At 65.9% G+C, this 13,628-nt stretch carries 7 protein-coding genes; 2 read left to right on the top strand and 5 right to left on the bottom strand.

Features of this window, described 5'->3' with window-relative positions:
- Nucleotides 1-25 precede the first annotated feature (25 nt).
- The 4 genes from dnaG to dusB all read right to left on the bottom strand — a co-directional run bounded on the left by dnaG (nucleotide 26) and on the right by dusB (nucleotide 9,436).
- A complete protein-coding gene (gene dnaG / locus MUG94_RS05430) occupies nucleotides 26-2,020 on the bottom strand; it encodes a DNA primase (protein ID WP_227908129.1) in 1,995 nt (664 codons plus the stop codon).
- Nucleotides 2,021-2,164: 144 nt separating this feature from the next.
- Nucleotides 2,165-6,817 carry a thioester domain-containing protein gene (locus MUG94_RS05425; protein WP_227908128.1) on the bottom strand — a complete coding sequence of 1,551 codons (4,653 nt, stop codon included), beginning with the start codon at nucleotides 6,815-6,817 and terminating at the stop codon, nucleotides 2,165-2,167.
- A gap of 156 nt (nucleotides 6,818-6,973) precedes the next feature.
- The gene (locus MUG94_RS05420) at nucleotides 6,974-8,257 is read right to left on the bottom strand and encodes a deoxyguanosinetriphosphate triphosphohydrolase (RefSeq protein WP_227908127.1); all 1,284 of its coding nucleotides are present in this window, start codon (nucleotides 8,255-8,257) and stop codon (nucleotides 6,974-6,976) included.
- 6 nt (nucleotides 8,258-8,263) lie between these two features.
- On the bottom strand, nucleotides 8,264-9,436 hold the full coding sequence (gene dusB / locus MUG94_RS05415) for a tRNA dihydrouridine synthase DusB (RefSeq protein ID WP_227908126.1): 1,173 nt from the start codon (nucleotides 9,434-9,436) through the stop codon (nucleotides 8,264-8,266).
- A gap of 231 nt (nucleotides 9,437-9,667) precedes the next feature.
- On the opposite strand from dusB, the gene MUG94_RS05410 reads away from it, so the two are divergent.
- Nucleotides 9,668-11,122 carry a short-chain fatty acid transporter gene (locus MUG94_RS05410; protein WP_227908125.1) on the top strand — a complete coding sequence of 485 codons (1,455 nt, stop codon included), beginning with the start codon at nucleotides 9,668-9,670 and terminating at the stop codon, nucleotides 11,120-11,122.
- A 60-nt stretch (nucleotides 11,123-11,182) separates the two neighbouring features.
- Here MUG94_RS05410 and MUG94_RS05405 read toward each other — a convergent pair whose 3' ends face one another.
- Nucleotides 11,183-12,592 carry a YibE/F family protein gene (locus MUG94_RS05405; protein WP_247098839.1) on the bottom strand — a complete coding sequence of 470 codons (1,410 nt, stop codon included), beginning with the start codon at nucleotides 12,590-12,592 and terminating at the stop codon, nucleotides 11,183-11,185.
- A gap of 258 nt (nucleotides 12,593-12,850) precedes the next feature.
- On the opposite strand from MUG94_RS05405, the gene MUG94_RS05400 reads away from it, so the two are divergent.
- Nucleotides 12,851-13,429 carry a TetR/AcrR family transcriptional regulator gene (locus MUG94_RS05400; protein WP_227908109.1) on the top strand — a complete coding sequence of 193 codons (579 nt, stop codon included), beginning with the start codon at nucleotides 12,851-12,853 and terminating at the stop codon, nucleotides 13,427-13,429.
- The last annotated feature ends 199 nt before the right edge of the window (nucleotides 13,430-13,628 follow it).

Here is a 13,628-nt window from a genome sequence, read left to right as displayed (position 1 = left end):
CGAAATCGGTGCAGACCCGGGCCCCTTACTGGTCTCCGCGCAGCGCGCGGCGCTGCATTTCCAGCTCCATCAGCTCCCGGTTCAGCTGCTGGAACAAAGCCGGATCGGCTGACGGATCGAGCCGCTGCAGCTGGCCCAGCTTTTCGGCTTTCAAGTGCGTCACCTGCAGTTCGAAGAGGCGGTTGAGGATATCCCGGCAGTACCGTTGGAGGGCGTCGTTGTCCCGGGCATGCAGCGGAGTGACCGCCAGTTCGCTGACGAAGTCACGCAGGGTGTCCGGCAATTCCTCGCGGACCTGTTCCACCCACTGCGCCGGACCTGCGCCTGCGTGGCCGGCGGCAATAATCGCGTTGTGCACCGCCAAGTAAGCCGGAACGGAGAAGCGGGCGGCTTTGAAGCGTTCCCACTGCCCTTCATCCAGGAGTCCCGGCTGCTGCAGGGCCACTTCCAGTGCCTGGCGCTCCATGCGGGCAGCAGGATCCCGCGGGTCCGGACGGGAGAAGGCCGGCTGTTCCAACACCGGTTCAGGCACGGACTGGCCATACCCGCGCTGATCCTGCCCGCTCCCCTGATTCTGCCGATTCCCCTGCTGGCCACGTTGGTCCCGGGACTCATGCTGGGAGCCGCGGGCGTCGTCGTGCCCCGGCTTGCCGGAGGAGGAGTTCGCGTGGGAGTTGCCCTCCCGCAACCGCTTGGCAGCTGAGCCGACGGCACGGGTGACGTCGTCCACATCGGTGCCCAGCCAGCCGGCGAGCTCACGGGCGTAGGCCGGACGCATGGCGGGATCGCGGATTTCCGCCACCACCGGTGCTGCGGCACGCAGCGCCTGAACCCGGCCTTCAACCGTATTGAGATCGAATTTGCGCAGCGTGGAGCGGATGGAGAACTCGAACAGCGGACGCCGGGAGCGAATGAGCTCAGCGACGGCGGTGTCTCCGTGTTTCTGCCGGATGTCGCACGGATCCATGCCCTCCGGGTCTACGGCCACATAGGTCTGAGCCGTGAAGCGCTGGTCCAGATCGAAGGCTTTCAGCGCAGCCTTTTGTCCCGCGGCGTCCCCGTCGAAGGTGAAGATCACCTCTCCCCCGGAACCGTCATCGGAGAGCAGCCTGCGGGCAATCTTGACGTGGTCCTCGCCGAAGGCGGTGCCGCAGGTGGCGACCGCGGTGGTGATGCCCGCGAGGTGGCAGGCCATAACGTCGGTGTAACCTTCGACGACGACGATCTGCCGGTCCTTGGCAATGGACCGTTTGGCCAGGTCAATGCCGTAAAGGACCTGGGACTTCTTGTAGAGCGCGGTCTCGGGGGTGTTCAGGTATTTGGGACCCTGGTCATCCTCGTAAAGCTTGCGTGCGCCGAACCCGATCACGGCTCCGGTCAGGTCGCGGATGGGCCAGATCAGCCGGCCGCGGAATCGGTCATAGAAGCGGGAAGCGTCCGAACCGGTGGAGAACATGCCGGTGCCCGCCAGTTCCTCGCGGGTGAATCCCTTGTCGGTGAGGTGCTTGAGCAATGAGTCCCAGCCCTGCTGTGCATAGCCGACGCCGAAGTGGGCTGCGGCTGCCGGGTCGAAACCGCGTTCCTGCAGGAAATCGCGGGCTGCCTGGGCGCCGGGAGTCCGCAGCTGCGCGGCGAAGAATTCCGCTGCAATCTTGTGTGCGTCCAACAGCCGCTGGCGTTTGCCGACGTCTTCGCGGCGCGGCCCGGTTCCGCCGTCTTCATAGTGCAGTTCGTAGCCAAGCCGGGCGGCGAGCTTCTCCACGGTCTCCGAAAAGGTGCCGTGGTCCATTTTCTGGACGAACGAGATAACGTCGCCGCTCTCGCCGCAGCCAAAGCAGTGGTAGGTGCCGACCTGGGGCCGGACGTGGAAGGACGGCGAGCGCTCGTCGTGGAAGGGGCACAGCCCCTTGTAGGACCCGATGCCGGCGGACTTCAGCGTCACGTAGCCGTCAATCACGGCCTTGATGTCGGTGCGGGAGCGTACTTCGTCAATGTCTTCGCGTTTAATCAGGCCGGCCATGATCCCAGTCTATTCTTCCTGTCCTAACCGCCGTGGCTGGTGACGCGCGGCACACCCTAGGGTTCCGGTGCAGAAGGGTCCCGCACAAAGAGGATCCCGCACGGCCACCGGCCGTACGGGATCCTCTCTGACTGCTACTGCGGATTACTGCTGATGGCTGCTGTCATCCTCCGCACTGTTTGCCTTGCGGCGGCTGGCCGCCATTGCGAGGCCACCGACCAAGAGCAGTCCGGCCCCGGCGGCGAGGAAGCCGACGGTTCCGTTGGCGCCGGTGGAGGGCAGATCCGGACGGGCCGGCTTGACCGGTGCCGGGGTGGGTTTCGGCGTCGGAGCAACCACCGAACTGTAGGTGTTGGTGACGATGGCTTCAGCCCCGCCGCCGGCCGGAATCATTACCGGATCCGGCAGATCCGCCGCCACATTCACGGTACTGGTTGCTCCGCTAACAGGTTCGGTAACGGTGCACTCGGTGCCGGTGGGGAGGTCCGAGAACCCGGTGCTGACACCACCCGTGGTTCCGGCCGGAATGGTCACCGTTTCATCCAGGACCGTGCCGTCCGGTCCGCACATAACCCGCAGGACGACTTCACCCTGCGCGCCCGATGCATCACCGGTGATGACCTTGGTGACCGTCAACGTGCCCGGTGCCAGGGTGTAGGTGTTGGTAACCGTGGCCGTGACAGTCTGAGCCCCGACCACTGTTACCGGCTCCGGCAGGACCGTCGAGACCAGAACTGTCTCAGTGGCCCCGCTGGTCGGTTCCGTGACCGTGCACTCGGTGCCGGCGGGAAGGTCCTCAAACGTGGTGGTGACATTGTCTTCCGTTCCCGCCGGAATTGTCACCGTCTCGCTCAGCACTGATCCGTCCGGACCGCACAGAACCTGCAGGACAACCTCACCCTGCTGCCCGGCGGCGTCCCCGGCGAAGGCCTTGGTAACCGTCAACGTGCCCGGTGCGAAGGTGTAGGTGTTGGTTACCGCGGCTTCGGAGCCCCCGGCGGCCGGAATAGTCACAGGGTCTGGCAGTTCCGTCGAGACCAGGATCGTCTCGGTGGCTCCGCTCGTGGGCTCCGTGACCGTGCACTCGGTTCCGGTCGGAAGATCCCCAAACGTGGCGCCCTCCGGATCCGTGGACCCGGCCGGGATCGTCACTGTCTCATCCAGCACCGATCCGTCCGGGCCACACTGGACCCGCAGGACAATTTCTCCCTGCTGGCCTGCCGCTTCACCAGTGATGGTCTTGTTGACCGTCAACGTACCCGGAGCGAACGTGTAGGTGTTGGTTACCGCGGCTTCGGATCCTCCCCCAACCGGAATAGTCACAGGGTCCGGCAGTTCCGTCGAGACCAGGATCGTCTCGGTGGCTCCACTCGTGGGCTCCGTGACCGTGCATTCGGTGCCGGTCGGAAGATCCTCAAACGTGGCGCTCTCCGGATCCGTTGAACCGGCCGGGATCGTCACTGTCGTATCCAGCACCGACCCGTCCGGCCCGCACTGGACCCGCAGCACAACCTCGCCCTGCTCACCGGCCGCTTCACCGGTAATGACCTTGGAGACCGTCAACGTTCCGGGAGCGTACGTGTAAGTGTTGGTCACCGTAGCCTCGGAACCGCCGCCTGCCGGAATGGTCACCGGATCCGGCAGAACCGTCGAGACCAGAACGGTCTCAGTGGCTCCGCTGGTCGGTTCCGTGACCGTGCATTCGGTGCCGGCAGGAAGGTCCCCAAACGTGGTGGGAACTTCCCCCGTGGACCCCCCCGGGATCGTCACCATCTCGCTCAGCACCGAACCGTCCGGACCACACAGAACCTGCAGGACAACCTCACCCTGCTCACCGGCAGCTTCACCGGCGAAGGCCTTGGTAACCGTCAACGTGCCCGGAGCGAAGGTGTAGGTGTTGGTCACCGTAGCTTCGGAGCCCCCGGCGGCGGGAATGGTCACCGGATCCGGCAGGACCGTCGAGACCTGGACGGTCTCAGTGGCTCCGCTGGTCGGTTCCGTGACCGTGCACTCGGTGCCGGCGGGAAGGTCCTCAAACGTCGTGGAAACATCCCCGGTGGACCCGGCAGGGATCGTCACCGTCTCGCTCAGCACGGATCCGTCCGGCCCGCACTGAACCTCCAGGATCACCTCGCCCTGCTCACCGGCCGCTTCACCGGTGATGGACTTGGTAACCGTCAACGTGCCCGGAGCGAAGGTGTACGTGTTCGTGACCGTCGCGCTCTCCGTGCCACCGGGGGTAATGGTAACCGCCGCCGGGAGTTCGGAGCTGACCTGGACAACTTCGGTGGCCCCGGTGATCGGTTCAGTTATGGCACAGGAGGCGCCCGAGGGAATGTTCAGGAACTGTGCGCCCACCTCTCCGGTCTGTCCAGCGGGGATCTGCGATGTTTCGAAGAACACAGTTTCCCCGGCCAGGGTGCAGAGGACGTCCACCTCAACGGCGTCCTGGTTCCCGGCAGCCTCACCGGTAATCACCTTGGTGACGATCAGGGTGCCGGGATTCTCGCTGTATGTGTCCGTCACTGTGGCCGTGGCAGTGGCGCCTGCGGTGATGGTTACGGAATCAGGCAGATCCACCACCACGCCTATTTCAGCACTCTCCCCCGTGACGGGTTCGGTGACGGCACAGCTGGCACCTTCCGGAATCCCCGTCAGGGTGCCCGCGGGAACGGTTCCGGTGGTGCCGGCAGTGACGGTGAAGGTCCCCTCTGCGACAACTGCGCTCTCCAAAGTGCAGGTGACCTGCAGGGTGACATCGCCCTGCTGGCCCGCAGCCACCCCCGCGATGGCCTTGTTCACGACCAGGGCTCCGGGGTTGACCGTGTACGTGTCCGTAAAGGTCACCTCAACGCCGTCGCCGGCCGGGACGGTTACTGCGCCGCCTGCCGGGTCAACCACCGTGGTCACGCTGACCTCCGTGGTCGCACCGTCCGCCGTCTCTGTAACCGTGCAGGTGGTCCCGGCGGGAAGGCCCGTGAATTCCTCTGTGGTGGTTTGGGTGGTTCCGGCCGGGATGGTGATGGTTTGGTTCAGGCCGGAGGAGCAGGTCACCTGCAAAGTGACGACGCCCTGCCGCCCCGCACCGGTGCCGGCGATGTCCTTGCGGACCGCCAGGGTTCCCGGGGTGAAGGTGTAGGTGTTCGTCAGTGCTGCGGTGACACTTCCTGCGGCCGGAATCGTTACGGTCCCTTCCCCGGCCACCTCGACTGACACAGCCGTGGTTTCCCCCCTGGCGGTTTCCGTCACGGCGCAGATGGTGCCGGCGGCGAGGCCGGGGAATTCTGCGGGCTCCGGGGTGAGGGTTCCCGCCGGAATCGTGATAGTGGTGTCCAGTACGGTGGTGGCACCGTCCAGGGTGCAGACCACGGAAATTGTCACCTCGCCCTGGGCGCCGTCTGCCTCGCCGGTGTTGGTTTTGGTGACCACCAGCGTTCCCGGTGTGAAGGTGTACGTGTCCGTAACGGTTGCCGTTGCCGTTGAACCCGAGGGGATGGTGACAGCGGTGGGCACAATGGTAGTGCTGACCTGCACACTGGCAGTGGTGCCGTTGGTGGGCTCGGTGATGGTGCAGGCGGTTCCCGCAGGAATGTCGGTGAAGGTCTCCGACGACGCCCCGGTAGTTTCGGCGTCGATGTTGAAGGTGAACTGGTATCCCGGTCCGCAATCGATACTGATGACCACCGCACCCTGGCTGCCGGCGGCCGGACCCTCTATTGACTTGGTAACCGTCAAGGCTCCGACCTCGTAGAAGGTCGCCGTGGCACTGGCTGCGGAGCTCAGGTCCCGGGTGTCCGCGAGGATCAGCTTCTGGGCAGCGTCCACCCCGGATGTCGCCCCGTCATAGAGGTACACACTGCCGGTGGGAACGGTCACTACCGCCCGTGCACTGATGGCGGCTGGCCCGGTGCCTCCGTCCTCGCTCCGCACCCACACCTGCGTACCGCTGGCGACGGGGTTGGTGAGCGGTACGGTGCCTGCTTCATCTGCGAAGAGACCGAAGCCTTCATCGGTCGTCACGGTGATTTCATCGGCCTCCGAGGTCACGGTGTAGGGTCCGGCGACACCGGTTACCGCTGCTTCGGCAGTGGCGGGAGTGATCGAAATATCCGGGGCGTCCGGTTCGTCCAGCGGCCCGGCCGCGATGGTGTCGTTCACGATCGAGGCAACGGTGGAATACAGGTTGTTGGTGCGGTTGACAACATAGCCGTCCGTGAAGAACCAGATGGCTGCCTGCACGGCCGCGGCCTTATCATTGTTGTTGGTGACACCGGCAGGGAGATTCGTGCTCGGGTAGTAGGTATTCAGGATCCGGTTCACATATCCGATGTTGGGAACGTTGGATTCGTCCCAGGTGCCGTTTTCATACCCGATGCCCACCCGTGTGGAGGTGCGCAGATCGATGCAGTACATCTGGGCCGTAGTGGTCCCGCCCACTTCCTGGGTGTTGATGACCCCCGCAAAACCCACGTTCTCTGTCTCGTAGCCCGCCGGACGGGAGGTGGGATAGGTGTCAATGGGCCAGGTGGCCCCGAGCGGCGGCAGATAACCGGAGATGTTCCGTCGTCCTTCGCCCAGGGACGTGATCACAATGTCAGTGCCGGCATCGGACGCCGGAGCCGGCCCGCGCGGCGGTTCCGGATCGACGGCGGCGTTGGCCGGGCCTGCCATCGGGACGAAAAACATCAGGGACAGCAGGGCGGCCAGCAGGATGCCCCACCGGCTGCGGCGTCGGGCGGACGGCGGAAGCGGGTCGCTGAGCCGGCGCGAACGGGATGGGTGTGGCTGGTCGCTCATGAAGAGTCCCCCGTGAGAGTTGTCCGGTAGAGGTGCTCCTGCGGCCAGTGGTAACCGAAGGGGTGGATGTTACACCTCAGAGCCGAAACACTAACGAGACACACCGGGCGGCGCCAGAGTTATCGGTCCTTTTTCATCCGAGACAACCAGATGTTTTTACCAGAGCGAGGGAACCGGGCCCACCAGGCGCTCGTGCAGTGCCAGCGCGGACCCGTCAGTAAGGGAGGCGACCTGGTCCACGACCACGCGCAGCCGGGCGCCGTCGTCGGCCGCTTCCCGCCAATCGGCAGCGAACATCGGTTCCAGGTGCCGATCCCCCGTGGCGGACAGCTGGGCCACCAGGGCGGTGAGGATCTCGCGCTGGCGTTCATACAGCGGCTGCCGCTGGTCGGTGGTCATCACGAAGGTGGTGGCCAGTCCCTTCATGACGGCGATCTCCAGCTTGGTCTCTTCCGGAACCACCATCTCGGCGTTGTAGCGGGTCAGCGGATCGGTGCCGTAGATGATGCGGGTGGCTTCGAGGGCACTGTTGCAGAACCGGCCGATCAGCTGGCTGGTCATGTCCTTGAGCGCGGCCATGGACTTGCGGCTGCCGTCGGACTCGCGGACCCACACCGGATCAGCTTCGAGCCGCTTGAGGGCCTCCTCGATCGCTGCGCCGTCGGTGCCGGGCAGGTACCACTGCTGGGTGTAACCGATGACGCGGGCGCGCTGGTCCGGGTTGTCCAGCCACTTGAGCTGTACGTGGCCGGCAACAATGGCGTCTTCGACGTCGTGCACGGAGTAGGAAATGTCGTCAGCCAGGTCCATGACCTGTGCCTCCAGGCAGGAGCGGCCGGCGGGGGCGCCGTCGCGCAGCCAGGTGAAGACGGGCAAATCGTCTTCATAGACACCGAACTTGGTGGTCCGGTGGCCGTTCACCAGCGGCGCGTCCGCGATGGACCACGGGTACTTCGTGGCGGCGTCGAGGGAGGCCCGGGTCAGGTTAAGGCCGGCCGGACCGCCGTCGGGCGCAATGATCTTGGGCTCCAGCCGGGTCAGCAGCCGCAGGGTCTGCGCGTTGCCCTCGAACCCGCCGATGGCATGGGCTATATCGTTCAGCGCGGTCTCGCCGTTGTGGCCGAACGGCGGATGGCCCAGGTCATGTGAGAGGCAGGCGGCGTCGACGACGTCGGGATCGCAGCCCAGCGCATTGCCGAGTTCGCGCCCCACCTGGGCCACCTCCAGGGAGTGGGTCAGCCGGGTCCGGACAAAGTCGTCGGTGTCCGGGGCCACGACCTGGGTCTTGGCCCCGAGCCGGCGCAGCGCCGAGGAGTGCAGCACCCGGGCGCGGTCGCGGCCGAACTGGGTGCGGTTGGTGTTTTTGGCAGGCTCGGTGACCCAGCGTGCAAGGTCAACGTCGGTATAGCCTGCGGTTTGGAAAGCCTGCGGAAAGGTCATGGGTGTTTAGCCGCCTGAGATGTTGAGTTCAGCTGCGGAAATGATGGACTTTTGTGCGGCGTTGAGCTCCCGCGATTCCAGCCAGTGTTCCGGCAGCGCTGTCTTTTTGGGTGAGCCCGCGCGGCCGCGGGGGCCTTCGGCGTCAACGCCGGGATACGGGGCCTCGGGGTCCAGCTGGTCCAGCAGTTCGCGCAGGACTTCGAGCGTGGGGACGGTGGCGAGCTGGGCGCGGAGATCGCCGCCCACCACGTAGCCCTTGAAGTACCAGGCCATGTGCTTGCGGATGTCCCGCAGCGCCATCATTTCCCCGCCGAAGGTTTCCACCAGCAGTTCGGCGTGCCGGTAGACGCTGTCGGAGACTTCCTTCAAGCCCGGGCGGTGCCGGGTGTCGCTGCCCTCGAACGCCGCCTGCAGGTCCCCGAAGAGCCACGGCCGGCCCTGGCAGCCGCGGCCGATGACGACGCCGTCGACGCCGGTCTGGCGCACCATGGCGATGGCGTCTTCAGCGGACCAGATGTCGCCGTTGCCCAACACGGGAACGTCCGGCAGGGCTTCGCGCAGTTCGGCGATGGCGTTCCAGTCGGCCTTGCCGGAATAGAACTGCGACGCCGTGCGGCCGTGCAGCGCGACGGCGGCAACCCCGGAGTCGCGGGCGATGCGGCCTGCCTCGAGGAAGGTCAGGTGGTCCTCGTCGATGCCCTTGCGCATCTTGATGGTCAGCGGAACGTTGCCGCGGGAGGCTTCCTTCACGGCGGTCTGCACGATGGCGGTGAACAGGTCCAGCTTCCAGGGCAGGGCCGAGCCGCCGCCCTTGCGGGTGACCTTAGGCACCGGGCAGCCGAAGTTCAGGTCAATGTGGTCGGCGCGGTCTTCCTCCACCAGGATCCGGACGGCTGCGCCGACGGTCACCGGGTCCACGCCGTAGAGCTGGACGGAGCGGACCTTTTCGTCGTCGTCGTGCTCAATGATGCGCAGGGACTCCGGCGAGCGCTCCACGAGGGCACGCGAGGTGACCATTTCGGAGACGTACAGGCCGCCGCCGTATTCGCGGCAGAGCCGCCGGAACGCCTTGTTGGTAATGCCGGCCATGGGAGCCAGGATCACCGGCGTGTCCACGGTAATGGGGCCCAGCTGCAGCGGCGGCAGCTCGAGCTTGAGTTCTGGAGATGAAACAGTCACACCCCCATTCTCGCAAGCCGGTGCAAATCCTGCTGCGGGTTGTGGGGAACCTTCCGGCAGCGTGTCGTGCGGACACCGCTGCAGACCGGCCCCGGACGCCGATTGACAGGCCCGGGGAACACCCCCTAGCGTGCAGGTGGCCTGCATCACAATGATGGTTTTTCAGTACTGGGCAGGCCATCCATCCGTACCCCTTCGGTTTCACTGCCGCAACCAGAATGAGGTCCCGCCATGTCTACCGCCACCACCCGCTCGGCCGGCTCCGAGAAAGGCCTGGCAAGAGTTGCCCAAGCTCTGGCCCGCTGGACCGAAAAGTGGTTTCCCGACGCTTACATCTTTGCCCTGGCCGGTGTGGTCATCATTGCCCTGGCCGCGCTGCTCAACGGGTCCTCACCGCAGGACGTGGCGGATGCCTTCGGCAACGGCTTTTGGGACCTGACCGCTTTCACCCTGCAGATGTCGATGGTGGTCCTGACCGGCTATGTCGTGGCCACCTCTCCCCCGGTGGCGAAGCTTATCGCCCGGCTGGCACGGGTTCCGCAGACCGCCACCACCGCCGTCAGCTTTGTGGCGTTCCTGTCGATGTCCGTGTCCTTCCTGAACTGGGGACTGAGCATTGTCTTCGGCGGGCTGCTCGCACGGGCAATAGCCAGGCGCTCCGATCTGCGCGTGGATTACCGTGCGCTCGGCGCGGCCGCATTCATGGGCCTTGGTGCGGTCTGGGCCTTGGGCTTGTCGTCCTCCGCCGCGCAGCTGCAGGCCACGGCGGCGTCGCTGCCGCCGGCTCTGCTGGAAGTCACCGGGGTCCTGGACTTCGGCAAGACCATTTTCACCTGGCAGTCGCTGCTCACGTGCGCCATCCTGATTGCCCTGACCACCGTGATCGCGCATCTCTCAGCACCCAAGGGCGAAGCCATCCGCACCGCTACGGAACTGGGCGTGGACCTGGATGACACGCCTGAGCCTGCCTCCACCCGGGAGCGTCCCGGAGAATGGCTGGAGTACAGCCCCATCCTGCCGATGCTCATGGGCTTGCTGACCGCCGGGTGGCTGGTCTCGCAGTTCGTGACCAAACCGTTCCTCAGCGTGATCTCCAGCCTCAACGGCTATCTGCTGGTCTTCCTCATCCTGGGGCTGGTGCTGCACCGCACGCCGCGCAACTTCCTGCAGGCCGTCACCAAGGCAGTGCCCGCCACCGCCGGCATCCTGGTCCAGTTTCCGCTCTACGCCGCAATGGCCGCGATCCTCACCAAAGCCGAAGGCGGCGGCGGGACCACCCTTTCCGAGCATCTGGCCACGTTCTTTACCAACATCGGCGCCGGCGGGGCGTTCGCCGTCGTAATAGCCATCTATACCGTCATCTTGGGCATCTTTGTGCCCTCCGGCGGCGGCAAGTGGCTGGTGGAAGCTCCCTATGTGATGCAGTCCGCCACCGATGTGGAGATGAACCTTGGCTGGACGGTGCAGATTTACAACATTGCCGAGGCGCTGCCCAACCTGATCAATCCGTTCTTCATGCTGCCCCTGCTGGCGGTGCTGAAGCTGCGGGCAAGGGACCTGGTGGGGTTCACCTTCCTGCAGTTCATCATCCATTTGCCTGTGGTCCTGCTGCTGGTCTGGCTGCTCGGCATGACGTTCACTTTCGAGCCGCCGGTTATTCCCGCCCCGGCTCCGGCGGCGCCGTAGGACGTGCGCGCCGTAGGACGTGTGCCCTTCGAGGCCGTGCGTTCGCTGCGCAGCGGGCCTCTAGGGCCGGTTGCGCAGCGAACGCCGGGTCGGCGGTGCGTCGTCGGCGGGATGGGCAGGCGTCCCGCCGACGACGCCGGGCGCTGCGTGGTCGAGCACCCCGCCGACAGCGGGTGTTGCGTGCGCCGGAGGCGTCCCGCCGTCGTCGTGCTTCGCGTGTGCTCCGTCCGCGCTGCGCGGAATCCCTTTGATGCCCACCGCCTTGACCACCAGGACGGCGATGGCCGTGGTGACCGGGATGGCCAGCACCAGGCCCACCGAGCCCACGAGCGTGCGGATCACTTCCTCGGCCAGTTCACCGCTGGTAATGCTGTCGAGGAAGGCCCGGTCGTAGAGCGAGACGAGGATCAACACCGGCAGCGCCGCCCCGGCGTAGGCGAAGGCAATGGTGTAGACGGTGGAGGCAATGTGGTCCCGCCCCACCCGCATGGCCCCGGAGAACAGCCGCTTGGCGCTCGCCCCGGGCGCCAGCTCGTACATCTCCCACACGGCGGAGGACTGCGTGATGGTCACGTCGTTCAGCACGCCGAGACCGGAAATGATCAGCCCGCACAGGATAATGCCGGATACCGAGATGTTGTCCGAGGAGTTGATGAGCGTGTACGCGTTCTCATCGTCAACCCCCACCAGGTGGGCGGCATCGGTCGCCCATGCGGCCAGACAAGCCGTGATGGACAGCCCGAACAGCGTCCCCAGCAGCGCCGTCGAGGTGCGCGCCGTAAAGCCGTGGGCAAAATACAGGACGCCGAACATGATCACGCTCGAACCGATCAGCCCCAGCAGCAGCGGCGGCTTGCCCTCCACCAGCCCGGGCAGGATGAACCCGGCCAACACCGCGTAGGCGCCCGCGAGCCCGACCAGGGCACGCAGCCCCCGCCAGCGCGCGACGGCGATCACCACGCCCGCGTACAGCACGGTCAACGCGGCCATGGGAATGGAGCGGACAAAGTCCACGAAGACGTAGGGCGGTGCGCCGCCGCCCTGCTGCATGATGGCTTCAAGATTCAGGTAGCGGATGGTGTCGCCTGCCTCGACGGCGCCTCCCTTGGCGACCTCAGGCGGAACTTCCACCTGAATGGTGGTGCCCCCGGAGTTCGGGACCGTGTACGCCACCAGGCACTGCTGGGCGGTCCCGCCGGCATCGACCAGCGCCTGCGACGACGGACAGTCCTCCTCGCTGACGCGCTGGACCTTGCCGGTTTCGAAAGTGACGCCGTCGGCGGTGGCGTAGGGATCGGACACCGTGATGCCGGTGCGGTCCCCGGAAGGCCAGAGCAGGACCATGCCGATAACGGCCAGCAGCCCCAGCGGAACCAGGATCCAGGTCAGCAGGAGGTTGGCGCGGCGCCGGGCGGCCAGCGCTGCCGGGGACGGCGGCTCATCGGAGTGCGGGGAATGGCTGTGTCCCATGGGAGGGTCCTTCGGCTTTGGCACGGAGTTGCAACGGAGGTGGCGCGGGGTTGCAGCCCGGAGGACGGGCGCAGGAAACACGGATCGGCATCATTGTCCCAAGTCCGGACGTTTTCTCCCAAGTTGGGCTTCCCCGGGCTGCCGGGCGGCTACCGGGGAGCTACCGGGCGGCTACCGGCCGGACCTCTGAATCTGCCGGACCCGGACCGGACCTCTAAGATCGAAGCAGGCCCATCACAAAGAAGAAGGAACGTTTCCATGCCACGCCAGTCAGGTACCAAGCGCGCGATCCTCGATGCCGCGTTGGAGCTGGCGGCGGACAACGGTATCACCGGAACCACCATGGAGAACGTTGCCGAGCGGGCCGGCGTCGCCAAAGGCAGTGTCTACTACAACTTCACGTCCAAGGACGGCTTGTTCGAGGAGCTGCTGCTGGAGGGCGTGGGGGTGCTTGCGGAAACGGTGCGCAACGCCCGCTCCTCGCAGACCGGATGGCCTGCCCTGCAGTCCATGGTCCGCGCCCTGCTGGAAACGGTCGCCGACAACCGCGCCCTGGCCCGGCTGCTGGCCGCAGAGATCTTTCGGACCGACCGCGCCTGGCAGCACTCGCTGGAACTGCTTCGCCGCGAAGTCCTGGGCGAGTTCATCATCCCCATCCGCGAGACCTCTCCCCCGGCGGAGATGGACGGCCGGCTGGAGGTGGTGGCCGGCAGCGTGTTTGGTGCGGCTCTGATCGGCGGACTTGAATGGCTGGTGTTCAGTCCGGAGCGTTCGCTGGATGAAGTCACCGAGTCGGTGCTGTACGCGATCTCCGGCCAGCTGGCTTCCCGGGCCTAATCTCCACGGACAGACTGGTGGGCGCTTCAGGTCTGCATATTCTCGCCACGAGTGTGCACATCTGGTGAGCTGCGTCGACTGTGTGTGCAGATACGGTGACCTGCGTGCGGTGCAACCCACCAGACCTGCACACTCGGTATGAAGCCGGCCCGTGAGACCCACCAGAACTGCACACTCGATGGCGCCGGCACCGCTCCGC

This window comes from Arthrobacter gengyunqii (assembly GCF_023022985.1).
GTDB lineage: Bacteria > Actinomycetota > Actinomycetes > Actinomycetales > Micrococcaceae > Arthrobacter_B > Arthrobacter_B gengyunqii.
This window is presented reverse-complemented; position numbering and strand designations above follow the sequence as displayed.

Bases quoted from the DNA above. Each gene is read 5' to 3' on its own strand.
- dnaG (WP_227908129.1), bottom strand. From the start codon at position 2,020: ATGGCCGGCCTGATTAAACGCGAAGACATTGACGAAGTACGCTCCCGC.
- MUG94_RS05425 (WP_227908128.1), bottom strand. From the start codon at position 6,817: ATGAGCGACCAGCCACACCCATCCCGTTCGCGCCGGCTCAGCGACCCG.
- MUG94_RS05420 (WP_227908127.1), bottom strand. From the start codon at position 8,257: ATGACCTTTCCGCAGGCTTTCCAAACCGCAGGCTATACCGACGTTGAC.
- MUG94_RS05410 (WP_227908125.1), top strand. From the start codon at position 9,668: ATGTCTACCGCCACCACCCGCTCGGCCGGCTCCGAGAAAGGCCTGGCA.
- MUG94_RS05405 (WP_247098839.1), bottom strand. From the start codon at position 12,592: ATGGGACACAGCCATTCCCCGCACTCCGATGAGCCGCCGTCCCCGGCA.
- MUG94_RS05400 (WP_227908109.1), top strand. From the start codon at position 12,851: ATGCCACGCCAGTCAGGTACCAAGCGCGCGATCCTCGATGCCGCGTTG.